The sequence below is a fragment of the Shinella sp. 20P9.1.1 genome (genome assembly GCF_057798995.1).
The window spans coordinates 128,578-149,533 of sequence record NZ_JBYOLC010000013.1 but is presented as its reverse complement, the minus strand read 5'-3'; the positions used below and the strand labels follow the sequence as shown (position 1 = coordinate 149,533).

General features: G+C 64.0%; 22 protein-coding genes. 7 read left to right on the top strand and 15 right to left on the bottom strand.

The annotated features are described in order from the left end of the window. Complete coding sequence (gloB, locus tag AC27VQ_RS21370; RefSeq protein WP_488717870.1) at positions 1–771, bottom strand: hydroxyacylglutathione hydrolase; 771 nt, start codon at positions 769–771, stop codon at positions 1–3. A gap of 90 nt (positions 772–861) precedes the next feature. Between gloB and AC27VQ_RS21365 the strand changes: the two genes are divergently transcribed. Together AC27VQ_RS21365 and AC27VQ_RS21360 are read left to right on the top strand one after the other, a co-directional pair. Further along, positions 862–1,611 (top strand): class I SAM-dependent methyltransferase, encoded by a 750-nt coding sequence (locus AC27VQ_RS21365; protein WP_421579853.1) that lies wholly within the window; start codon positions 862–864, stop codon positions 1,609–1,611. A gap of 64 nt (positions 1,612–1,675) precedes the next feature. Next, a complete protein-coding gene (locus AC27VQ_RS21360; RefSeq protein ID WP_488717869.1) occupies positions 1,676–2,605 on the top strand; it encodes a prephenate/arogenate dehydrogenase family protein in 930 nt (309 codons plus the stop codon). 2 nt (positions 2,606–2,607) lie between these two features. On the opposite strand, the gene AC27VQ_RS21355 is transcribed toward AC27VQ_RS21360, so the two are convergent. Then, positions 2,608–3,615, bottom strand: coding sequence for a DUF2125 domain-containing protein (locus tag AC27VQ_RS21355; RefSeq protein WP_488717868.1), 1,008 nt, complete (start codon positions 3,613–3,615; stop codon positions 2,608–2,610). 139 nt (positions 3,616–3,754) lie between these two features. On the opposite strand from AC27VQ_RS21355, the gene AC27VQ_RS21350 reads away from it, so the two are divergent. Further along, a complete protein-coding gene (locus tag AC27VQ_RS21350) occupies positions 3,755–4,306 on the top strand; it encodes a gamma-glutamylcyclotransferase (protein ID WP_488717867.1) in 552 nt (183 codons plus the stop codon). On the opposite strand, the gene AC27VQ_RS21345 is transcribed toward AC27VQ_RS21350, so the two are convergent. From AC27VQ_RS21345 to ftsE, 4 genes are all read right to left on the bottom strand, one after another. Then, a complete protein-coding gene (locus AC27VQ_RS21345; protein ID WP_488717866.1) occupies positions 4,307–5,095 on the bottom strand; it encodes a lysophospholipid acyltransferase family protein in 789 nt (262 codons plus the stop codon). A 75-nt stretch (positions 5,096–5,170) separates the two neighbouring features. Further along, positions 5,171–5,884, bottom strand: a complete 714-nt coding sequence (locus AC27VQ_RS21340) for a YdcF family protein (protein ID WP_488717865.1) — start codon at positions 5,882–5,884, stop codon at positions 5,171–5,173. A gap of 70 nt (positions 5,885–5,954) precedes the next feature. Further along, entirely contained in the window at positions 5,955–6,962 is a 1,008-nt protein-coding gene (locus AC27VQ_RS21335; RefSeq protein WP_488717864.1) for a cell division protein FtsX, read from the bottom strand. Beyond that, positions 6,955–7,614, bottom strand: a complete 660-nt coding sequence (gene ftsE / locus AC27VQ_RS21330) for a cell division ATP-binding protein FtsE (RefSeq protein WP_117371900.1) — start codon at positions 7,612–7,614, stop codon at positions 6,955–6,957. Before ftsE ends, AC27VQ_RS21335 begins: the two co-directional genes overlap by 8 nt. Before the next feature lie 195 nt (positions 7,615–7,809). On the opposite strand from ftsE, the gene AC27VQ_RS21325 reads away from it, so the two are divergent. The 3 genes from AC27VQ_RS21325 to AC27VQ_RS21315 all read left to right on the top strand — a co-directional run bounded on the left by AC27VQ_RS21325 (position 7,810) and on the right by AC27VQ_RS21315 (position 9,635). Then, positions 7,810–8,484, top strand: a complete 675-nt coding sequence (locus AC27VQ_RS21325; RefSeq protein ID WP_488717863.1) for a hypothetical protein — start codon at positions 7,810–7,812, stop codon at positions 8,482–8,484. Positions 8,485–8,561: 77 nt separating this feature from the next. Next, complete coding sequence (hpt, locus tag AC27VQ_RS21320; protein WP_488717862.1) at positions 8,562–9,107, top strand: hypoxanthine phosphoribosyltransferase; 546 nt, start codon at positions 8,562–8,564, stop codon at positions 9,105–9,107. Between the two features lie 168 nt (positions 9,108–9,275). Further along, complete coding sequence (locus tag AC27VQ_RS21315) at positions 9,276–9,635, top strand: response regulator (protein ID WP_117371897.1); 360 nt, start codon at positions 9,276–9,278, stop codon at positions 9,633–9,635. A gap of 30 nt (positions 9,636–9,665) precedes the next feature. On the opposite strand, the gene AC27VQ_RS21310 is transcribed toward AC27VQ_RS21315, so the two are convergent. The 4 genes from AC27VQ_RS21310 to argH form a co-directional block, all read right to left on the bottom strand. Next, on the bottom strand, positions 9,666–12,281 hold the full coding sequence (locus AC27VQ_RS21310) for a TIGR02302 family protein (protein ID WP_488717861.1): 2,616 nt from the start codon (positions 12,279–12,281) through the stop codon (positions 9,666–9,668). A 100-nt stretch (positions 12,282–12,381) separates the two neighbouring features. Next, positions 12,382–13,650, bottom strand: a complete 1,269-nt coding sequence (gene lysA, locus AC27VQ_RS21305) for a diaminopimelate decarboxylase (protein ID WP_488717860.1) — start codon at positions 13,648–13,650, stop codon at positions 12,382–12,384. Positions 13,651–13,663: 13 nt separating this feature from the next. Beyond that, positions 13,664–13,852, bottom strand: a complete 189-nt coding sequence (lptM, locus tag AC27VQ_RS21300) for an LPS translocon maturation chaperone LptM (protein WP_313522107.1) — start codon at positions 13,850–13,852, stop codon at positions 13,664–13,666. Between the two features lie 99 nt (positions 13,853–13,951). Then, entirely contained in the window at positions 13,952–15,355 is a 1,404-nt protein-coding gene (argH, locus tag AC27VQ_RS21295; protein ID WP_313522105.1) for an argininosuccinate lyase, read from the bottom strand. Positions 15,356–15,390: 35 nt separating this feature from the next. Here argH and tlpA point away from each other — a divergent pair, with 35 nt between their 5' ends. After that, on the top strand, positions 15,391–16,071 hold the full coding sequence (gene tlpA / locus AC27VQ_RS21290) for a thiol:disulfide interchange protein TlpA (RefSeq protein WP_421579844.1): 681 nt from the start codon (positions 15,391–15,393) through the stop codon (positions 16,069–16,071). Between the two features lie 2 nt (positions 16,072–16,073). Here the strand turns inward: tlpA and AC27VQ_RS21285 are convergent, their stop codons facing one another. From AC27VQ_RS21285 to AC27VQ_RS21265, 5 genes are all read right to left on the bottom strand, one after another. Further along, on the bottom strand, positions 16,074–17,096 hold the full coding sequence (locus tag AC27VQ_RS21285; protein ID WP_488717859.1) for a sulfate/molybdate ABC transporter ATP-binding protein: 1,023 nt from the start codon (positions 17,094–17,096) through the stop codon (positions 16,074–16,076). After that, a complete protein-coding gene (gene cysW, locus AC27VQ_RS21280) occupies positions 17,093–17,989 on the bottom strand; it encodes a sulfate ABC transporter permease subunit CysW (protein ID WP_488717858.1) in 897 nt (298 codons plus the stop codon). Before cysW ends, AC27VQ_RS21285 begins: the two co-directional genes overlap by 4 nt. A gap of 2 nt (positions 17,990–17,991) precedes the next feature. Further along, a complete protein-coding gene (gene cysT, locus AC27VQ_RS21275) occupies positions 17,992–18,813 on the bottom strand; it encodes a sulfate ABC transporter permease subunit CysT (protein WP_488717857.1) in 822 nt (273 codons plus the stop codon). Between the two features lie 131 nt (positions 18,814–18,944). After that, the gene (gene cysP / locus AC27VQ_RS21270) at positions 18,945–19,925 is read right to left on the bottom strand and encodes a thiosulfate ABC transporter substrate-binding protein CysP (protein WP_488717856.1); all 981 of its coding nucleotides are present in this window, start codon (positions 19,923–19,925) and stop codon (positions 18,945–18,947) included. Positions 19,926–20,063: 138 nt separating this feature from the next. Continuing rightward, positions 20,064–20,945: a 3-hydroxybutyryl-CoA dehydrogenase gene (locus AC27VQ_RS21265; RefSeq protein ID WP_421592668.1), complete on the bottom strand. Its 882-nt coding sequence runs from the start codon at positions 20,943–20,945 to the stop codon at positions 20,064–20,066. Positions 20,946–20,956: the final 11 nt, after the last annotated feature.

Genomic DNA, 20,956 nt, shown 5'->3' with positions numbered 1-20,956 from the left:
CTAGAAGCGGTCTTTTCGCGCCCGTATCTCGGCAAAGACATCCGCATCACCTGCGGTCTCCATGCCGAGATGACGGCGGATTGCGGGATCGGCGGCGCGCAGGAACGGGTTGGTCGCCTTTTCAAGGCCGATCGTCGTCGGCGCGGTGAAGGTTCCGGCCGCGCGCTGCTTCTCGATTTCGGCGACGCGGCTTGCCAGTGCGGCATTGTCCGGATCGATCGTCAGGGCAAAGCGGGCATTGGAAAGCGTATATTCGTGCCCGAAATAGACCACCGTATCATCCGGCAGCTTTGACAGGCGGCTCAATGCATCCCACATCTGCGCCGGCGTGCCTTCGAAGAGCCGGCCGCAGCCGAGCGCAAACAGCGTGTCGGCGGCAAAGAGCAGCTTCTCCTCCGGCAAGTAGAAGCAGATATGGCCGAGCGTATGGCCGGGTGTCAGAATGACCTCCACGCGCCGGCCGGCGAATTCGAACACGTCGCCGCCATCGACCTTGCGATCGATTCCGGGAATACGCGGCGCCTCTTGGGCAGGTCCGATGATCTCGGCGCCGAAGCGCTGCTTCAGCGCCAGATTGGCTTCGACATGGTCGTTGTGATGATGGGTGGTCAGGATATGGCTCAGCGTCCAGCCGCGATGTTCCAGCGCATCGAGGATCGCCTGCTCCTCCGGCGCGTCGATGCTGGCCGTCGCACCGGAAACCGGATCGTGCAGCAGCACGCCGAAATTGTCGCTGCGGCAGGCAAAGAGGTCGATTTCCAACGGGGGCATGGCTTGGTCCTCGCATAAGGCGTTCGGGTTCGGCGCGAATGTAAGGCAATCGACCTTGAAGTCCACCGGGCCATCGCTAACATCTTCCCCATGCATGCAGACATTGTCGACCTCAGAGAATTTTACCACTCGCCGCTCGGCCGCCTCGCCGATCACTCGATCTCCATGGCGCTGGCCTCGCTCTGGGCGCGCCTGCCGGATGAGCGGCTGGTCGGGCTGGGTTATGCCGTGCCCTATCTCGAGCGCTTCCGCGCCGATACCGAGCGCACCTTCGCCTTCATGCCCGCCGGCCAGGGCGCGGTGAACTGGCCGCCGTCGGAGCTTTCCTCGACGGCGCTGGTCTTCGACGAGGAACTGCCGCTGCCGGATGCCTCGGTGGATCGCGTGCTGATGGTGCATTCGCTGGAATTCGCCGAAAACCCGCGCGAGACGATGAAGGAACTGTGGCGCGTGCTGGCGCCCGGCGGGCGGCTCGTCATCGTCGTGCCGAACCGGCGCGGTGTCTGGGCACGCATGGAGCACACGCCTTTCGGTTCGGGCCGGCCCTATTCGCGCGGCCAGCTCACGGCTTTGCTGCGCGAGACCAATTTCACGCCCGGCGCCAGCGCCGAGGCGCTGTTTTTCCCACCCTCGAAACTGCGTAGCGTGCTGAAGCTGCGCGGCGTCTTCGAGAAGATGGGGCGCATGCTCTGGCCGATGTTTTCGGGCGTCATCGTCGTGGAGGCCCAGAAGCGGCTCTATCAGGGCCTGCCCGTCGCCGCCCGCGCTTCACGCCGCGTCTTCGTGCCGGTGCTCGCCCCGCAGGGCGTGCCGACGACGCGCGACCGCGCAAAACGCTGATCCCCTCGACAAAGCCGGGCCTGCCCGCTAGAGCGGACGGGACCACGGCAAGGGAAGACAACGCATGACGGATGGACATTTCGACAAGATCACATTGATCGGCATCGGCCTCATCGGCTCCTCCATCGCGCGCGCCGTCAAGGCGAAGGGCCTCGCCAAGACCGTCACGATTTCCAGCCGCAGCCAGGAGACGCTGGACCGCGCGCAACAATTGGAACTCGGCACCGACTATGTGCACGATGCCGGCAAGGCCGTCGAAGGTGCGGACCTCGTCATCGTCTCGGTGCCCGTCGGCGCCTCGGGCAAGGTGGCGGAGGAGATCGCCCCACATCTGAAGCAAGGCGCCATCGTCACCGATGTCGGCTCCACCAAGGCCTCTGTCGTGGCGCAGATGCTGCCGCATATCCCCAAGGGCGTGCACTTCATTCCCGGCCATCCGCTCGCCGGTACGGAGCATTCCGGCCCCGATGCCGGCTTTGCCGAACTTTTCCAGGGCCGCTGGTGCATCCTCACCCCCGTGCACGGCACGGACAAGGACGCCAAGCGCAAGCTCGCCGCCTTCTGGGAGGCGCTGGGTTCCAAGGTCGACGAGATGGATACGGAACACCACGACAAGGTGCTCGCCATCGTCTCGCACCTGCCGCACATCATCGCCTATAACATCGTCGGCACGGCCGACGATCTGGAGACGGTGACCGAATCGGAAGTCATCAAATATTCGGCCTCGGGTTTTCGCGATTTCACGCGCCTGGCCGCCTCTGACCCGACCATGTGGCGCGACGTCTGCCTGCACAACAAGGACGCGATCCTCGAAATGCTCTCGCGCTTTTCGGAGGACCTTGCCTATCTGCAGCGCGCCATCCGCTGGGGCGACGGTGAAAAGCTCTTCGACCTCTTCACGCGCACCCGCGCCATTCGCCGCTCGATCATCGATGCCGGCCAGGATACCGCCGCACCGAACTTCGGCCGTCCGGTCGAAGACAAGAAGGGCTGACTTCAAAAGGGCGGGATGAAGGCGATCGGGAAGAGCCCGAGATAGACCGTCCCGTCCTCGACCTTCAGCTTGACCACCGCCCGGTCATTGCCCTTCGACAGGCCCTTGATGGCCTGCGCAACCCGCGCCGCCGTCTCGGCAATTTCCGGAAACGCCTCGGAAATCCGGTCCCGCCAGACGGTGATACCCGCGATGTCGAGATCGAGCGTGCCGGAGAGAGTGCCGTCATCGCCGACCTTCAGCGGGCCGGACAGCGTCATCACCTTGCCATCGCCGAGATCGAGCGACAGCCGGCGCAGTTCCGCACTTGCGCCAAGCGGCGCATCGGCCGGCGGCCCCTCGGTGGAAATCCACCGGGCGGCATCGGCGATCGTCATATCGACGGCGACATCGAGCGGCGGCAGGACGCGGTCGCCGAGATCGAGCGAGAGCGCATCGAACGAGGCGGCAAGATCGAGCGCCTCGCCGGATCGGCGGATATGCTTTTCGCCATGGGTGGCGGCAATACCGAGCGAAATACCCTCGGAGGGCACGTTGAGCCTGCCCTTCAGCCCGTCATAGGCGACCGAGGCATGGTCGAGACCATTGGTCCAGGCCGTGGCGCTGGCATGCAGCAGGTCCCAGTCCGCATCGAAGACCAGATCGGGCGTGATGCGCACCTGTGCGGGGCCGTCGAGCTCCAGCACCGCATGTCCCGGCCGATAGACCTGCGCGGCCGAGCGCAGCGCACCGAACGTCGCCGACAGGCCCGTCGCCCGATCGTCGAAGGCGACGGAATCGCAAAACAGGCCGATGCGGAAGGGGAAGCCGCGCACGTCGAGATTGCTGCACGAGGCCGAATGCAGCCCCTGTTCGGACGCGGCAAGCTGCCGATCGAGCGTCGTCTTCACCCAGCTTGCGGCATAGAACCACCCACCCGTATAGAGCGCCAGGACGACAAGGACGGCAACGGCGAGCCGGATCAGTTTGCGCGTGACGCCAGAAGCGTCCGTGCGGCTTGACGATGCCATGATGTTCTCCAATGGTGGCGGATGTGATTTGCCCGCTTGCGCGACAAAGCTGGCAATTGCGGCGGCTTTTAGAGCTGTTGCAGCAAAAGTGTGAAGCGGTTTTGCGTTTGCAACGGCAACAGACGGAGAGTTGGTGTTCGTGACGGTGGATATGAACGAATTCTGGGTGTTCGGCTACGGATCGCTGATGTGGAATCCGGGATTCGAATTCGAGGAACGGCAGCCCGCCCATCTCTTCGGTTTCCGCCGCTCGCTCTGCGTGCGCTCCTGGGTCCATCGCGGCACCGAGGAGAAGCCGGGGCTCGTGCTGGGCCTCGACCGCGGCGGCTCCTGCCGCGGCGTCGCTTTTCGCGTCGCGCTGGAAAACCAGGAAGCCGTGACCGACTATCTGCGCGAGCGCGAGCTGGTGACCCATGTCTACAAGGAGCGCACCCTGCCCGCGACGCTCGGCGACGGACGGCGCATCACGACCCTCGCCTATATCTGCGACCGCGCCCATCACCAGTTCGCCGGCTCCCTGACGGTCGAGGAAGCCGCCACGACCATAAGCTCCGCCGTCGGCAAGTCAGGCCATAACATCGACTATGTGCGCAACACGCTGGCGCATCTGCGCGAAATGGGTATCCGCGACCATTGGCTGGAGGATGTCGGCCGCAAGGCGGATATGCTCATCAACCGCGCGACGGCCTGATCAGGCCGCCCGCGCCTTCAGCTCCGCCAGCCGTGCGACGGCCGTCGGCGGCAGCGGCAGCGTCGGGTTCGACTCGGCGGTCTCGACCAGCAGGCGGTCGCTTGCCGTTTCCATGACGTCGATGAGATGGGCGAGGAAGGCATCCGGCTCCATACCCGGCTGGATCGCCGGCAGGATCTGCACCTTGAAATGGCCGGGATACCGAAGGGTGGTGCGCCTCGGCCAGAACAGGCCGGGATGCATCACGACAGGCACGACAGGCACCTTGAGGTCCCGGTAGAGGCGGGCGATGCCGTATTTGTATTCGGGGGCAGCCCCCGGCGGACGGCGCGTGCCCTCGGGATAGATGATGAGCTGGCGCCCGGTGCGCATCTCGGCCCTGGTGCGCGCCATCATGGCCGCCATCGCCTTGCCGCGCGCCCCGCGATCGACCGGCACCATGCGCTGCTTCTTCAGATACAGTCCGAACAGCGGAATCCATGTCAGTTCCCGCTTCAGGATATAGAGGGGATCATCAAGCCAGGGCAGCGGCGCATAGGCATCCCAGAAGGACTGATGCTTCGGCGCGAAGATGTAGGCCCCCTGCGGAATGTTCTCCATCCCCTCGACCTCGAAGGTCGTGCCGACGATCTTGGCGAAGAGCCAATGGTTGCTGCGCGCCCAGTTCTTCGCGATGACGAAAGCCTTTTTGCGCGGCAGCAGGAAATAGGCCGGCGTCATGACGATCATCTGTCCGATGAGGTTCATGTAGAAGAGGGTGTTGAAGAGCACGGAGCGGAGAGCGATCATCGGGCGGCCTGTCTGCGGAACGGTCGTTTTCGCCTACACGATATTGCCGGACGGGGAAACTCCCGTCGACCGAAGTCAGCTGCCCGACATGCCCGCCAGATCGCCCCTAAGGCCCGACCAGGTGCGTGCCCCTGCCATGGCGCGCAGGCGCGCCAGCGTATATTTCAGATATTCCGACAGCATGGCCTTCACGACGCCCGGCTGGCGCAGCCAGTTGCCGTTCCTCAGATCGGTGTTGACGACGGGATAGGCGATGAACTGCGTCTGGGGATCGCTGACCTCCAGCTCCAGCAGGCTGCGCGGCATGTGGTAGTTGTTGGTGACGACCAGCACCCGGCGGAACCGGTGATCGTTGATCCAGCGGGCCGTCTCGTTGGCATTGCCGATCGTGTCCACGGCATCGTAGCCGATATCGACGCAGCATTCGAAAAGGCTCGACGAGGTCTGTGTAAGCTTGCGCAGCTGGTTGCCGCTCGTCGTCGGGTTGACGCCCGAAATCAGCAGCCGCTCGCCGGCCCCGCGCTTCAGAAGCCCGATCGCGTGATCGATCCGCTGGTAGCCGCCGGTCAGCACGACAATGGCATCCGCCTTCGGATCGCGCGGCGCTTCGAGTGCGGCGACCGTCTCGGCGAAATGCAGGAAGCCGGCCAGCAGAACGGCGGCGCCGAGGATGAGGAGGGCAAGCAGAACGCGCACGGCGATCCGGACGGGGCCCTTGCGTCGCCGCCCCTCCGCCTGTGGCCGGGTGCCGTCCGACGGCCCCGTCTTTGCCCGTTCCAAGCCGCTCATGATTCCGTCCATAGAATCCGATTGCGGCAACGGCGAGCCCGTTTCACGGCGATGGTTCGGCTGCGGCAGATCATGTGTCGGGCAGCTGGTCGGTACGCGACGGGTCGGAGCGGATCTGGTCGATCTCGTGGATCGTCCGCATCACGGTGAAGCGGGCCGTCAGCGTGGTCAGGAGCGCGATGACGACGATGGTCGCGGCAATGCCGAGATAGCCTGTCAGCCCCATCGAGAAGGAGCCGAACAGCGCGGTCGCCTGATCGCTCTGCGGTGTCGCGATAGAGCGCCCCTGCCAGAAGCCTGCAACGGCAAAGAACAGCGCCGCCAGTGCCCCGCCGGCGATCGAGCCCTTGAGGCTGATCTTGAGAAAATGCTTCTGGAATTCCGAGGCGACGAAACCCGCCTCCGCGCCGACGAAATGCAGCACCTCGACGATATGGCGATTGCCCGACAGGGCACCGCGCGTTGCAAACACCACCGTCAGCACCATGGCCGAGAAAACCAGCACCAGCACGCCCGTGCCGATGAAGGCCGTCGTGCGCGCCATGGCGACGAGACGATCGACCCAGGTGCGATGGTCATCGAGGAAGGCCTGCGGGACCTTGGCCGTCAGCGCCTTGCGCATAGCGGCGAAATCCGGTGGGCTCTGCTCGTCGATGGTCACGATGACGAGGCGCGGCACCGGCAGTTCGTCGAGGTTCAATCCCTCGCCGAGCCAGGGTTCGAGCAGGCGGGCGGTGGCCTCGCGGTCGACGATCGTGCCGTCGCGCGTGCCGGAGAAGGTGAGTGCGAGATCGCGCACATCCTTCAGCGCCTGCTCCATGTCCAGATTGTCGTCGGGCTTGATCTGGATGGTGATCTCGCGGGAGATCTGGCTCTGCCAGCTCGCCGCGGTGGCGCGCACCATGCTGACCGCACCGAAGGTGAGGCAGGCGAGGAAGGCCATGATGGCGATGACGGCCATCAGCGCATTGCCGGAGACATTCGACGGCGGAACGATGGGCGCGGTCGGGCGCACCTTCATTTCCGGCCGGCGGGCGGCTTGGCCTTCCTGAGCGGTCTCGTGGGGGGCGTCAGTCATAGATGTCGAGCCGTCCCTGCGAGAGGATCATGCGCCGCGCCTCCACCTGATCCATCAAAGACAGATCGTGGGTCGCGATGACGACGGCCGTGCCGAGCCGGTTGAGCTCGAGGAACAGGCTCAGCAGGCGCTGCGCCATCGGCGGATCGACATTGCCGGTCGGTTCGTCGGCAAGCAACAGCTCCGGCCGGTCGATGAGCGCGCGGGCAATCGCCGCGCGCTGCTTTTCACCACCGGAAAGAACCGGCGGCAACACGTTGATTCGCTCGCCGAGCCCGACCCATTTCAGAAGCTCCAGCACATCGGCCTTGTAGCTCGATTCGTCCTTGCCGCGCACACGCAGGGGCAGAGCGACATTCTCATAGGTCGTCAGATGGTCGAGCAGACGGAAATCCTGGAAAACGATGCCGATGCGCCGGCGCAGCATGGGCAGCTCGTCGCGCGGGATGGTGGAGACTTCGCGGTCGAAGCTGCGGATGATGCCGCGGGTCGGCTGGAGCGACAGGAAGAGGAGGCGCAGCAGCGTCGTCTTGCCGGCACCCGACGGGCCGGTCAGGAACTGGAAGGACCGGCGCGGAATATCGAAGGTCAGGTCGCGGAGGATTTCCGGCCCCATCCCGTAGCGCAGTCCGACATTTTCGAAGTGAATCAAGGGTCAATCCGGTTTCTAAGAGCGTTCGCCTGAGCGCCTGGCGCCATCCTAGCGGATGTCGCAGAAGAAAGCGGCTCTTTCACGGTCAGGTTTCCGAAGCATTAACCAGTATGGTTTACGTTTCGTAAGGATTTCATTCAATGCCCGACTTTTCGCGGATGATTTTGCGCGGAAACGGGAAGCGGGGAGTTCGCGATGAACGCCTTCAGAGCAAGACGCGAGGCGAAGGGCCGGATCGACCTCCTGCCGCCCGAACCGAAGATGCCGGTGGAAAAACACGCGCGCCGCGCGCCGGCTCGGCTTGAAGTGGTCGATGCTGATTTCGTGGTGATCCGCAACGCCACCGCTCGCACCTCCAACGACAATGTGCGCCCGCAACATACAGCACAGGCACCCGTTACCGTACAACAGATGCTGCTGCGCATCGCCGTGGCCGTTGCGAGGCTCTGTGAGGCGAGTCTCCAGCTGCTCTCCGGCCGCGCCTTTGCCGGCCTCGTCGCCACACTCTTCGTCTTCGTCTTCGCCTATGCCGGCGGGTTGACGGCGTTGCGCGCGGCGCTGCCGACCGGCAGCCCCGAAGCCGCGCTCCGCATCGCCGACGTCATCACAACCATCGACGACCGCAACGGCATGAAGGTTCTGGCCGTCTATGGCCGCCTGCACAACGGCACCGAGACGGCGCAGGCCGTGCCGGCGGTCGATATCGTCCTCGAGGGCGCCGGCGAGCCACTGCACCGTCGCGTGGCGCTGGAAACGGGCACGCTTGCCCCCGGGGCCAGCGAACACTTTGCGCTGCGCATACCGCACAGCGGCGGAAAAGTACCGAAAGTCTCGGTTTCGCTTGCCGCCGAGGGTGCACCGGTCAACTGACTGTGCTAAGCGGCACCTTTGTTTCTGCGCAGATCGCGGCCCGTTGAGCCCCTGCGCCACCAAGGAGCCGCCTCGCGATGCAGATTGTCCGCGGAAAGAAGATCGAAACGCTTTATGACGCCGGGCAGATCGCCAAGCGCAACGAAGAGCTTGCCGCTGAGATCGCCGCCGGCCCGACGAGCGACCTGCTGGTTATCGCCGTCCTCAAGGGTTCCTTCATCTTCGCCGCCGACCTGACGCGCGCCCTGCACGCCGCGGGCCTTGCCCCGGAAGTCGAGTTCATCACGCTTTCCAGCTATGGCACCGGCACGGTCTCGCAGGGCGTCAAGGTCACCAAGGACATCGACAGCGACGTGCACGGTCGCGATATCCTCCTGATCGACGATATCCTCGAATCCGGTCGCACGCTGAGCTACGCCAAGGAACTGATGTACGAGCGCGGCGCGCGCAACGTCACCATCGCCGTGCTGCTCGACAAGCGCGAGAAGCGCAAGACCGATCTTGAGGCCGATTATGTCGGCTTCGAATGCCCCGATCATTTCGTCGTCGGCTACGGCATGGACGTCGCCTATGCCTTCCGCGAACTGCCCTTCGTCGGCGTCGTGACGGGCGACGCGGAGTAAGCGCCTCCAATTTCCCCTATCGGCCGTTTACCGATCGACAAGGAAAGTCTGGTCTTTTCAGGTAAGCCGCTGCGTCGGAATGAACCGGTTCGCAGCGCAGCACTTGGATGTCGTGCATCTGACGATGCGCACGGGACACGGGCCGGATGGACGGCCGAAGGGGAACCGATGGCGAAGATTCTGATCACCGAAGACGAGGATTCGCTGCGCATCTTCGTGGCGCGCGCCTTGCGGCTGGACGGCCATGAGACCGTCGAGGCGCCGGATGGTGCGGCCGGTCTCGATGCCCTCACCGACGGCGGCTTCGACCTTCTGCTCTCCGATATCCGAATGCCCGTCATGGACGGCATCGAGCTTGCCCACAAGGCCTCCGCGGCCCATCCGGCGCTCAAGATTCTGCTGATGACCGGCTATGCCGACCAGCGCGAACGCGCCGACGACCTTTCGCAGAAGATCGTCGATGTCGTCAGCAAGCCCTTCAGCCTGCCGGACATCCGCCGCGCCGTCGCATTGGCGCTCGCCGCCTGATCCTTCGATAGATACCGGGCGTGGCTGAACTCAGCGAATGCCGAGCAGTCGCTCCAGATAATCCCGCTCGAAGCCCGGCGACGTGCCGGTGCCGAGCCGGCGGCGGATCTCGTCGAGAATTTCTCGCGCGCGCTGGATGTCGATTTCCTCAGGGATCTTCGTCGGACCGCCGAAATCGGGGCCCTGGCCATTGACGTTGCGCTCGCGGCCAAGCGGGTCGCGGCCATTGCGGCCGGCCTGCGGCATGCCTTCGCCCGGTCCCTGTCCTTCGCCCATCGCCTGCATTTGGCTCATCATGCTCTGTGCGCCCTGGCGCAGCGCTTCCAGCGCCCGGCCCTGGCTGCCGACCGCGGGCTCACCCTGACCGTCGCCAAGCGCCTCGGAGGCGCCCTTCATCTCGCGGCCTGCCTTGCCGAAACCTTCGCCCGGATCGAGGCCCATGTCCTTCAGGCCCTTCTGGACCTCGCCAAGCTGCTTGCCGAGCCCATCCTGCTGCGCCTTGAGGTTTTTTAGTGCCTGCTGCAACTGTTCGGCGGTCATTTGGTCCGTCGAGGGCTGGCCCGCACCGTTGTCACCGGGCTGCTGCTCGCCTTCCTCGCCCGGCTGCGGATCGCCGCGCTGCTGGCGATCACGCAGAGCCTGGTCGAGCTTGAAGGTCTCCTCCATCAGCTTCTGCTGCTGCTGCATCAGCTGGCCGAGCTTGTCCATCTGCTGGCGCATGGCGTCGTTCTGCTGGCCCTGCTGCCCCTGCTGCGGACGACCGGCCTGCAGGTTGTTCATCATGCGCTGGAGTTCGGAGAGCATCTGCTGCGCCTGATCCTTGGCGCCGGAGCGGGCCAGATTCTCGATCTGGTCCATCATGCGCTGCAGATCCTGCTGGCGCAGCACCTGGCCCTGCTGCTGGGCGTTCTCACGCATCTGACCATTCTTGGCCGCCTGCTTGGCAAGCTCCTGCATATAGGCCTGCATCGCCTCACGCAGTTCCTTCATCAGGCCGGCGATCTCTTCATCCGAAGCATTGCGCTCCAGCGCTTCCGACAGCGCCTTCTGCGCCTCGCGCAGGCGCCGGTCGGCAAGCGAAAGATTGCCGTCTTCGATACCGAGCGCGATCTCCCAGAGATAATCCGCCGTCTCGCGCATCTGATCGTCGGTGCGGGCAAGCTTCATGCGCGCGGCGGCCGATTGCAGCAGCAGGTAATGCGTGAGGTTCGGGATCGTCTCTTCCGGGCGGATCGTCAGCGCCTCGTTGAGCGCGATCGCGAAGGGAAGCTGATTGGCGTCGAGCGCGAAAACCTGCCGCTGTTCGGCAACGGCGGCGGCAAGCGGCTCGAAGAAGGTCTTGGCCGGCAGGATCATCTCGATCGGCTGGCTGCGCCCCTCCTGCCCCGCCGCATCCTTGGCGACCAGCGTGATCTTCACGCGCTTGCCGGAGAGCGGATGTTCGGAGAGGTTACGGCTCGTCGTGCCCTTGGCCTCACGCGCGCTGCGGCGCGGCAGGTCGAGGCGGTATTCCGGCAGCGGATAGAGCGGGCGCGCATCCTTGGCTTCCTCGACCGGCACGATTTCCGCCCGGGCCTCCTGAAGCCCGTAGTCGTCCTTGGCGATGAAGCTGATTTCGAGGGCAGCAGCGACAGTCTTCTTCGGAATGCCGTCGAAGGCGATTTCCGGCACGCGGTCGGGAATGACGCCGAAGGTCCAGGCCCGGTCACCGACCTTGAGCGTACCGTCCTTCAGGATCTTGTAGTGCATGGTCTTGGCGCCGGCGACAGCCGCAACCTCGGCCTTCGGTGGGCTCTTGGTGCCGTCGGCCTTCTCACCCTTCGGCTTGTCTTCGTCGGAACGGATCGCCGTCACGTCCTTCTCGCCCGTCACCTGATAGCTGACCGCCTCATCGCCGCTGCCGCCGGTCACGCGCACGGTGAGTTCGCTGAACTGCGGAATGCGGATCTCGCCCTTGGCCGGTTCCTCCGCAACGCCCTGTCCATTACCGGTCAGAAAGACCGGTGCACGCGACGTATGCGCCGGCGGCGTCACCCAGGCGTCGATACGCACATCCGGCGCCGATTCGGCCGGCGCGCGGAAGGACACCACGTCGGTCAGCAGGCCGCCACGATTGGAATAGGAGAAGGCAAAGGCGATGACGACGAGAAGCACCGGAATGGCACGCAGCGCATGGCGGTCGTGGCGGGCGATATCGGGCTCGGGCGCGCCGATATGCAGCGAACCGACGAGCCGCGCCATGCGGGCCTGATGCTCGCGCCACAGCGCTTCCGCAAAGGCATCGCCGCCCGCCGGCCTGTCGTCCTGCACACGGATCGCCTGATGGGCGAGCGCATTGCGCGTTTCCAGCATGCGGTAGGCATTGTCGGTGGAGGGCCAGACGAGCCCGCGCAGCCGCAGGAGCAGGGCGCCGAGGCCGAGCGCGAAGGCGACGAGCGTCGCGATATGCAGCCAGGCCGGCACATAGCGGAAATAGCCGAACCAGGTCAGCGCGAGGAAGCCGGCGACGAGCAGAAGGACAGGCAGGAGCCGCGGGGCGAGCGCTTCGACATAGAGAACGGTCTGGGCGGCAAGGCGTTTGCCCGCAAGCCGGCGTGCCAGCGGATTGCCGCTCACCCCCGCCTTGCGCTGCTTTTCAATCGCCATTGTTCGCTGCTCTCCGCATGATGTCACGGCTTGAAAGATAACACGCTTTGTGGCGAAGACGAGGGCGCGCGCAAAATCGTGAACGCGCGCCGCAGCTTTGTCAGGCAAGCCAGGCCGGAATCGAATCGAGACCAATCAGGTCGTCGTAGGAAAGGCGCGGTCGGACGACATGGAATTCCGCGCCGTTGACCAGCACTTCCGGGATCAGCAGACGGCTGTTGTAGGTGCCGGCCTGCACTGCGCCATAGGCACCGGCCGAACCGACAGCCATGAGATCGCCCGGCTTCGGCTGCACCATCTCGCGATCCTGCGCCAGATAGTCGCCCGTCTCGCAGACCGGGCCGACGACATCGGCGCGGATGCGCGGCGCGTTCGCCGCCGAGATGACGACCGGCTGCACCTCGTGCCACGCTTCATAGAGCGTCGGGCGGATGAGGTCGTTCATGGCGGCGTCGACGATGACGAAGGTCTTCTCGCCGCCATCCTTCACATAGATCACCTCGGTGACGAGGATGCCGGCATTGCCGACGATCATGCGGCCAGGCTCCGTGACGATCTTGCAGTTCAGCCCCTTGAGCTGGTTCTTGACGATCTCGGCATAGGCATCCGGCAGAGGCGGCGGCGTGTTGTCCGTCTTGTAGGGAATGCCGAGACCGCCGCCGACATCGACGTGATCGATCGTGTGGCCATCGGCGCGCAGCGTATCGACCAATTCGCGCAGCAGCTTGAAGGCGTCTTCGAAGGGCTGCAACTCGGTGATCTGGCTGCCGATATGCATATCGATGCCGGTGACCTGAATGCCCGGCAGGCTGGCGGCACGCGCATAGACGGTGCGGGCGCGTTCCCAGGAGATGCCGAACTTGTTTTCCTTCTTGCCCGTCGAAATCTTGGCATGGGTGCGGGCGTCGACATCGGGATTGATGCGGAAGGAGACATGCGCGACCTTGCCGGCCTTGACGGCGCGGGCGTTCAGCACGTCCAGTTCCGGCTCGGATTCGACGTTGAAGCAATAGATGCCAGCGTCCAGCGCCAGATCCATCTCGCGCGGCGTCTTGCCGACGCCGGAGAACATGATGCGCGAGGCAGGTACGCCGGCAGCGAGCGCCCGGCGCAATTCGCCTTCCGAGACGACATCGATGCCGGCGCCGAGCTTCGCCAGCGTCTTCAGGACCGCCTGGTTCGAATTCGCCTTCATCGCATAGCAGACCATGGCATCGACGCCGTCGAAGGCCTTGGAGAAGACTTTGTAGTGACGCTCCAGCGTGGCCGTCGAATAGACGTAGAAGGGTGTTCCGACCGCCTTGGCGATTTCAGGAACCGGCACGTCCTCCGCATAGAGAATGCCGTCGCGATGCTCGAAATGGTTCACGGTTGCTGATCTTTCAAAGAAGGGGATCGAGAACGAAGGGCTTGTCTTCGACCTGCTCGACCTTCTTGCCGTCGGCATTCGTCTTGAAGACCGGCTTGGCGCCACCCGGCAGGTCGAGATCGCCCTTGCGGCCGCAGGCGGAGAGAACCGCCACGGAAAGGCCAAGCACAAGAGCCAGCCGGCCGATATCGCTACGTGTCATGAAACGTTCCCTGGAATTGCCGGTAGGGCTCCATCCTTAACGAATTCGCCCGCCCTTGTGCACCCTTAATCTGATGATGAGCCCTCACAAGCCCTTTGATCAGTTCCGCTGCCGCCACCAGGCGATCTGCTTCCTGACTTCCGACGGCGCCGTGCCGCCATAGCTCTTGCGGCTGGCGACCGAAGCCTCGACCGTCAGAACGTTGAAGATGTCAGATGTGATCGATGCATGGATCGCCTGAAGCTCTTCCAGCGTGAGTTCGGCGAGGTCGCAGCCCTTGCTTTCGGCGAGCGCCACGGCGCGGCCGGTGACATGGTGGGCATCGCGGAACGGCAGACCCGCCTCGCGCACCAGCCAGTCGGCAAGGTCGGTCGCGGTTGAGTAACCGGAACCGGCAGCGGCCTTCATCCTGTCGGTGCGGATGGTCATGTCGCGCACCATGCCTGTCATCGCGGCAATGGCGAGCTCCAGGCTCTCGGCAGCATCGAAGACCTGTTCCTTGTCTTCCTGCATATCCTTGGAATAGGCGAGCGGCAGGCCCTTCATGACAGTGAGAAGCGCGATCAGCGACCCGTTGATGCGGCCGGTCTTGGCGCGCACCAGCTCGGCCGCGTCGGGGTTCTTCTTCTGCGGCATGATGGAGGAGCCGGTGGAAAAGGCATCCGACAGGCGGATGAAGCCGAACTGCGGCGTCGACCAGATGACGATTTCTTCCGCCAGGCGCGACAGGTGAACCGAAGCGATGGCGGCAATCGACAGGAATTCCAGCGCGAAGTCGCGATCGGAAACCGTATCGATGGAGTTGCGCGTCGGCTCCCGGAAACCGAGCGCCTTGGCCGTCATGTGGCGGTCGATCGCGTAGCCGGTGCCGGCAAGGGCGGCGGCACCGATCGGGCTCTCATCAAGATGCTCGATGGCGTGGCGCACACGCTGACGGTCACGGCCGAACATTTCGACATAGGCCATGCAATGATGACCGAAGGTCACGGGCTGCGCCGTCTGAAGATGGGTAAAGCCGGGCATGACGGTCTCGGCATGCTCTTCCGCGCGGTCGAGGAAGGCAGCGATCAGGCCCGTCAGCGTCTTCTCGGTCTTTTGCAGCTCTTCCTTCACCCACAGGCGGAAGTCGAGCGCCACCTGGTCGTTGCGCGAGCGCGCGGTGTGCAGGCGGCCGGCGGCGGGGCCAATCAGCGTGGCAAGCCGCGCCTCGACATTCATATGGATGTCTTCGAGCTTGCGCGAGAATTCGAAATTGCCGCTTTCGATCTCTGACAGGATCGTGTCGAGACCGTGAACGATCTTTTCCTTATCCTCGGCCGAAATAATGCCCTGATGGCTAAGCATTTCAGCATGCGCCTTTGAGCCGCGGATGTCCTGGGCATAAAGCTTCTTGTCGAAGCCGATGGAGGCATTTATCTCCTCCATGATTGCATCCGGTCCCGAGGCGAAGCGGCCGCCCCACATCTGGTTCGAGGATTTCGTCTCGGAAGTGCCGTCTGCCATGGGTGCCTGCCTGGAAAAGTGTCCTGGAGAATGAAATGTCAGTGAAGAAGACCCTCGGCCTGCCGGCAGGAAAGCTCATCGCCATTGCCGGCCTTGCCGGACTTCTCGCCGGTGGTGCTGCGATATACGTGAAGGAGAGCCTGTCTGGCAATGCCACGGGCGCCGTCGCGTCGGCAGATCCCGCCGCCTGCCCGCTCGCTGCCGCCAAGGCCGAGGCCATCACGCCCTTTTCGAAGGGCCAGGTCGCCGCCATGCGCACGGTCGACGAACACCGGGCGCTGCCCGACCTTGTCTTCGACGGTCCCGACGGCAAGAAGAAGACGATCGCCGATTTTGCCGGCAAGACATTGCTCGTCAACCTCTGGGCGACTTGGTGCGTGCCCTGCCGTGAGGAAATGCCCGCCCTCAACGCGCTGCAGAAGGACCTCGGCTCCGACAAGTTCGAGGTGGTCGCGATTAACATCGACACCGGCGACGACGAGAAACCGAAGACCTTCCTCGACGAGACCAAGGTGCACGATCTCGGCTATTACCGCGATGCCTCGATGGGCGTCTTCAACACGCTGAAGAAGGAAGGCCTCGCCTTCGGCCTGCCCGTGACGCTGCTGATGGACGACAAGGGCTGCCTGATCTCGGCCATGAACGGCCCTGCCGCCTGGGACAGCGAGGACGCCAAGGCGCTGATCAACGCCGCGCTGGCAAGCCCGAAGAGCTGACCTCACGCCGCCACGTAGACCCGCGGCCGGCGGATCTGGAGAAAACCCGCTTCGCCCTTGCGATGCGGGAATTCCGGCGCGGTGTCGAATTCCACCGGCTGGCCGCTGCCGGTCATCGCCAGCACGCGGCGCGAATCCGGCCGGTCTATGACGCGCACGATCTTCGCCGCGATGCCCTGCCCATCCTCGCGCCAGGTCACATCGGCTGGGCGGAACAGGATCTGTCCACCGCCATCGGCAACGCCGTCAGCCTCGAAGGCGATATCCTCGACATAGGCCTTGCCGCCGCGGATATCCGCATCGAGCCGGTTGGCGTCACCGAGGAAATTCATCACGAAAGCATCGGCCGGGTTGCGGCACACCGCCTCCGGCGTGCCTTCCTGCACGATCCGGCCCTTGTTGAGGATGACGACGCGATCGGCGAGATCGAGCGCCTCTTCCTGGTCATGCGTCACGAAAAGCGTGGTGATGCCAAGCTCGTCATGGATTTTCCGAAGCCAGCGGCGAAGGTCGCGGCGCACGTTTGCATCGAGCGCGCCAAAAGGCTCGTCGAGCAGCAGCACGCGTGGATCGACGGCAAGCGCACGGGCAAGCGCCACGCGCTGGCGCTGGCCGCCGGAGATCTGGCCGGGGAAGCGATCCCTGAGGCCGCTCAGCTGCACGAGATCGAGCAGTTCCTTGACCCGCTCGGCAATCGCCTGCGGCGAGCGCTTCACCTTGGAGACCTTCATGCCGAAGGCGATGTTCTCGCCGACGGTCATATGCGGGAAGAGCGCATAGTGCTGGAAGACGAAGCCGACGCCGCGATCGCGCACGGGGATATCCGTCGCATTCTCCGCGCCGAAATAGATCGCGCCGGCATCGGCATATTCGAGGCCGGCGACCATGCGCAGGATCGTCGTCTTGCCGGAACCGGAGGGGCCGAGCAGCGCGACCAGCTCGCCGCTTTCGATATCGAGCGAGACGCCGTGCACAGCGCGGAAGGTCTCGAACTCCTTGACGACGTTGTCGAGGCGGATTTTCACGGTTTGACCTCCGGAGTAATGCTGTCGGCGCCCGCAAGAGCGGAGGGACGCTGGACGCGGCCCGCGCCCTGCCGCTCCAGCGCCACCTTGGCGACGAGCGTGACGATGGCGAGGCCGGCGAGAATGGATGCGGCGGCAAAGGAGCCGGCCGCGTTGTAATCGTGATAGAGCAGCTCGATATGCAGCGGCAGCGTGTTCGTCTGGCCGCGGATATTGCCCGAGACGACGGACACCGCGCCGAATTCGCCCATCACGCGCGAGTTGCACAGCACCACACCATAGAGCATCGCCCATTTGATGTTCGGCAACGTGACGGAGAAGAAGGTGCGCCAGCCGCTGGCACCGAGCGACGCCGCCGCCTCCTCCAGATCGCGCCCCTGCGCCTGCATCAGCGGGATCAGTTCGCGCGCCACGAAGGGTGCCGTCACGAACATGCTGGCGAGCACGATGCCCGGCAGAGCGAACAGGATCTTGATCTCCGCCGCCTGGAGCGCATGGCCGAACAGGCCCTGCAAGCCATAGACGAAGAGATAGGCAACACCCGCGACGATCGGCGAAACCGAGAAGGGTATCTCGATGATCACGGTGAGCAGCCGCTTGCCCCAGAAATCGTGTTTGGTGATCGCCCACGCCGCCGCGACGCCGAAAGCGGTATTGATCGGCACGGCGATCAGCGCGGTGATGACCGTCAGCAGGATGGCGTGGCGGGTATCCGGATCGGCGATCGATTTTCCGAAATAGACGATGCCCTTGGAAAACGCCTCGACGCCGATGACGACGAGCGGAGCCACGATCATCAGCCCGACGAGCAGGAGAACGATGGTCAAGAGAACGCGACGGAAGACCGTGTTGTCGCCGACACGCGGCGGCTTGCGTTTGCCATGATGCGTCATGATCAGCCCCTCGCCGTGTAGCGCTGGGCGCGGGCCTGCATGAGATTGGTGATGGCGAGCATGACGAAGGCCGTCAGCAGCATGACGGAGGCAATCGCCGCCGAAGCCGGATAGTCGTATTCCTCCAGCCGGATGAAGGCGAGCAGCGCCGTGATCTCCGTCGAGAACGGTTGGTTGCCGGCGATGAAGATGATCGCGCCGAACTCGCCGAGGCTACGCGCGAAGGAGAGCGACACGCCCGCCAGAAGCGCCGGCGTCAGAAGCGGCAGGATGACGCCGAAAAAGATCGAGAGATCGCTCGCCCCAAGCGTCTGCCCCGCCTCCTCCAGCGCCGGGTCAAGCTCCTCCAGCACCGGCTGCACCGTGCGCACGATGAACGGGATGCTGGTGAAGCTCATGGCAACCATGATGCCGAGCGGCGTATAGGCGACCTTGATGCCGATGAGTGACAGGGGGCCGCCGAACCAGCCGTTTGTGGCAAACAACGTGGTCAGCGCGATGCCCGCGACGGCCGTCGGCAGGGCGAAGGGCAGATCGACCAGTGCATCGACGAGACGGCGGCCGGGAAAACGGTAGCGTACCAGCGCCCAAGCGAGTGACATTCCAAAGAACAGATTGAACACCGTGGCAACGAGCGCGCAGGTCACCGTCACGCGATAGCTGGCGACGGCGCGGTCCGACGAGATGATGCGCCAGTAATCCTCCGGCCCGAGGCTTGCCGCCTTGAAGACGAGCGCGGCCAGCGGCAGCACCACGATGATGGCCACATAGACGAGGGTGATGCCGAGCGCGAGCGGCAATCCGGGCAGTACACGCCGTCTCAAAGCGCGCGTCCTTTCTCAAGCAAATCCAGGAAAAGTGCGAAGCGGTTTTCCGTACGGATTGCGCTTTCCTTTTCATGCACCAACCGGCGGGATTTCGCCCGCCGGTTGTTCGAAAACAACAATGGATGGAATCAACGGCTGCCGTAGATCTTGTCCAGCGTGCCGCCTTCGGCGAAATGCTCTTCGGAAATCTTCTTCCAGCCACCGAACACGTCGTCGACATTCACCAGGCGGATTTCCGGGAACTGGTCCTTGAACTCGGCGGCGACCTTCTCGTCATGGACGCGGTGACCGAATTCGGCGGCGATCTTCTGGCCCTCGGGCGCATAGAGGAAATCGAGATAGGCCTTTGCCAGGTCACGGCTGCCATGGGCATCCGCCACCTTGTCGACCACGGCGACCGGGAATTCAGCGAGCAGCGAAACGGAGGGCACGACGCTCTGGAACTTGTCCTCGCCATATTGCTTGGCGATCGATTTGGTCTCCGCTTCGAAGGTGATGATCACATCGCCGATCTCGCGCTCGACGAAGGTCGTCGTTGCCGCGCGGCCGCCGGTGTCGAAGACCGGCACGTTGTCGAAGATCTTGGTGATGAAGGCCTCGACCTTGGCCGGATCGTCCTTGAAGGCTTCCTTGGCATAGGCGGTGGCCGCCAGATAGGTGTAGCGCGCATTGCCCGAAGTCTTTGGGTTCGGGAAGACGACCTTCACGTCATCACGGGCCAGATCAGACCAGTCCTTGATGTTCTTCGGATTGCCGGCGCGAACGAGGAAGGACGGGAAGGAGTAGAACGGTGAGGCATTGTTCGGGAACTTCTGCTGCCAGCCCTCGGCAACGAAACCGTTCTTCACGAGGAAATCGATGTCGGTGACCTGATTGAAGGTCACGACGTCAGCTTCCAGGCCTTCGACGATGGCGCGCGCCTGCTTGGAGGTGCCGCCATGCGACTGGTCGATGGTGACGCCGGGATGCGCCTTCACGAAGGCTTCGTTCTCGGCAGCAAACAGCTCGCGCGCCACGTCGTAGGACGCGTTCAAAAGCTTGTCGGCGGCATACGCGGCGGGAGCAGCGAGGCCGAAAAGGGCCACGCCGAGAAGGAGCAAACGTTTCATCTGAAATCCCCGAATGAAATTGAATTTGCGCCGACAATAGCGGCGGGATCAACACCATCCGAGGCATGACCTGTCACCACACCGGCGACAGGCGAAACATTTTTCCGCGAAAGGCTTTAGACGAGGAATCGCGTAGAGTTAGCGGGTCGGAACCGGGACCTCGCCGCGGTAGTCGTAGAAGCCGCGGCCGGACTTGCGGCCGAGCCAGCCGGCCTCGACATATTTTACCAAGAGCGGGCACGGGCGATACTTCGAGTCGGCAAGGCCGTCATGCAGCACCTGCATGATGGAAAGGCAGGTATCGAGGCCGATGAAATCGGCGAGCTGCAACGGGCCCATCGGGTGGTTGGCGCCGAGCTTCATCGCGGTGTCGATGGCCTCGACCGAGCCGACGCCTTCATAGAGCGTATAGATCGCCTCGTTGATCATCGGCAGCAGGATGCGGTTGACGATGAAGGCCGGGAAATCCTCGGCGACGGTGATCGTCTTGTCGAGCGCCGTGACGAATTCCTTGGCGGCCGCGAAAGTCTTTTCCTCGGTCGCGATACCGCGCACGAGCTCGACCAGCTTCATGACCGGAACCGGGTTCATGAAATGGATGCCCATGAAGCGCTCCGGCCGATCGGTGGCGGAGGCGAGGCGCGTGATGGAGAGCGACGACGTGTTGGTGGCGAGGATCGCCTCCGGCTTCAGCACGGAACAGACCTGCGCATAGATCTTGCGCTTGACGGTCTCGTCTTCCGTGGCGGCCTCGATGACGAGATCGGCATCCGAGAGATCGTTGATATCGGAGGAGCCCTTGATCAGGGCCATCGCCTTCTTGCGCTCATCTTCCGTCATCTTGCCGGAGGAAACCTGGCGGGCGAAATTGCCGTTGATCGTGGCAAGACCGGTTTCGATGCGTTCGGGCGACAGATCGTAGATATGGACCTTGTAGCCGGCAACGGCCGCGACATGCGCGATCCCGCACCCCATCTGGCCTGCACCCACAATACCGACGTTCTTGATCATAGCGCTCATCGCCCCGTCAT

Coding starts and splice junctions, on each gene's coding strand:
- AC27VQ_RS21335 (WP_488717864.1), bottom strand. CDS start 6,962: ATGACTGACGCCCCCCACGAGACCGCTCAGGAAGGCCAAGCCGCCCGC.
- AC27VQ_RS21325 (WP_488717863.1), top strand. CDS start 7,810: ATGAACGCCTTCAGAGCAAGACGCGAGGCGAAGGGCCGGATCGACCTC.
- gloB (WP_488717870.1), bottom strand. CDS start 771: ATGCCCCCGTTGGAAATCGACCTCTTTGCCTGCCGCAGCGACAATTTC.
- AC27VQ_RS21340 (WP_488717865.1), bottom strand. CDS start 5,884: ATGAGCGGCTTGGAACGGGCAAAGACGGGGCCGTCGGACGGCACCCGG.
- AC27VQ_RS21315 (WP_117371897.1), top strand. CDS start 9,276: ATGGCGAAGATTCTGATCACCGAAGACGAGGATTCGCTGCGCATCTTC.
- argH (WP_313522105.1), bottom strand. CDS start 15,355: ATGGCAGACGGCACTTCCGAGACGAAATCCTCGAACCAGATGTGGGGC.
- hpt (WP_488717862.1), top strand. CDS start 8,562: ATGCAGATTGTCCGCGGAAAGAAGATCGAAACGCTTTATGACGCCGGG.
- AC27VQ_RS21310 (WP_488717861.1), bottom strand. CDS start 12,281: ATGGCGATTGAAAAGCAGCGCAAGGCGGGGGTGAGCGGCAATCCGCTG.
- cysW (WP_488717858.1), bottom strand. CDS start 17,989: ATGACGCATCATGGCAAACGCAAGCCGCCGCGTGTCGGCGACAACACG.
- AC27VQ_RS21265 (WP_421592668.1), bottom strand. CDS start 20,945: ATGAGCGCTATGATCAAGAACGTCGGTATTGTGGGTGCAGGCCAGATG.
- tlpA (WP_421579844.1), top strand. CDS start 15,391: ATGTCAGTGAAGAAGACCCTCGGCCTGCCGGCAGGAAAGCTCATCGCC.
- AC27VQ_RS21365 (WP_421579853.1), top strand. CDS start 862: ATGCATGCAGACATTGTCGACCTCAGAGAATTTTACCACTCGCCGCTC.
- AC27VQ_RS21360 (WP_488717869.1), top strand. CDS start 1,676: ATGACGGATGGACATTTCGACAAGATCACATTGATCGGCATCGGCCTC.
- AC27VQ_RS21355 (WP_488717868.1), bottom strand. CDS start 3,615: ATGGCATCGTCAAGCCGCACGGACGCTTCTGGCGTCACGCGCAAACTG.
- AC27VQ_RS21345 (WP_488717866.1), bottom strand. CDS start 5,095: ATGATCGCTCTCCGCTCCGTGCTCTTCAACACCCTCTTCTACATGAAC.
- lptM (WP_313522107.1), bottom strand. CDS start 13,852: ATGACACGTAGCGATATCGGCCGGCTGGCTCTTGTGCTTGGCCTTTCC.
- cysP (WP_488717856.1), bottom strand. CDS start 19,925: ATGAAACGTTTGCTCCTTCTCGGCGTGGCCCTTTTCGGCCTCGCTGCT.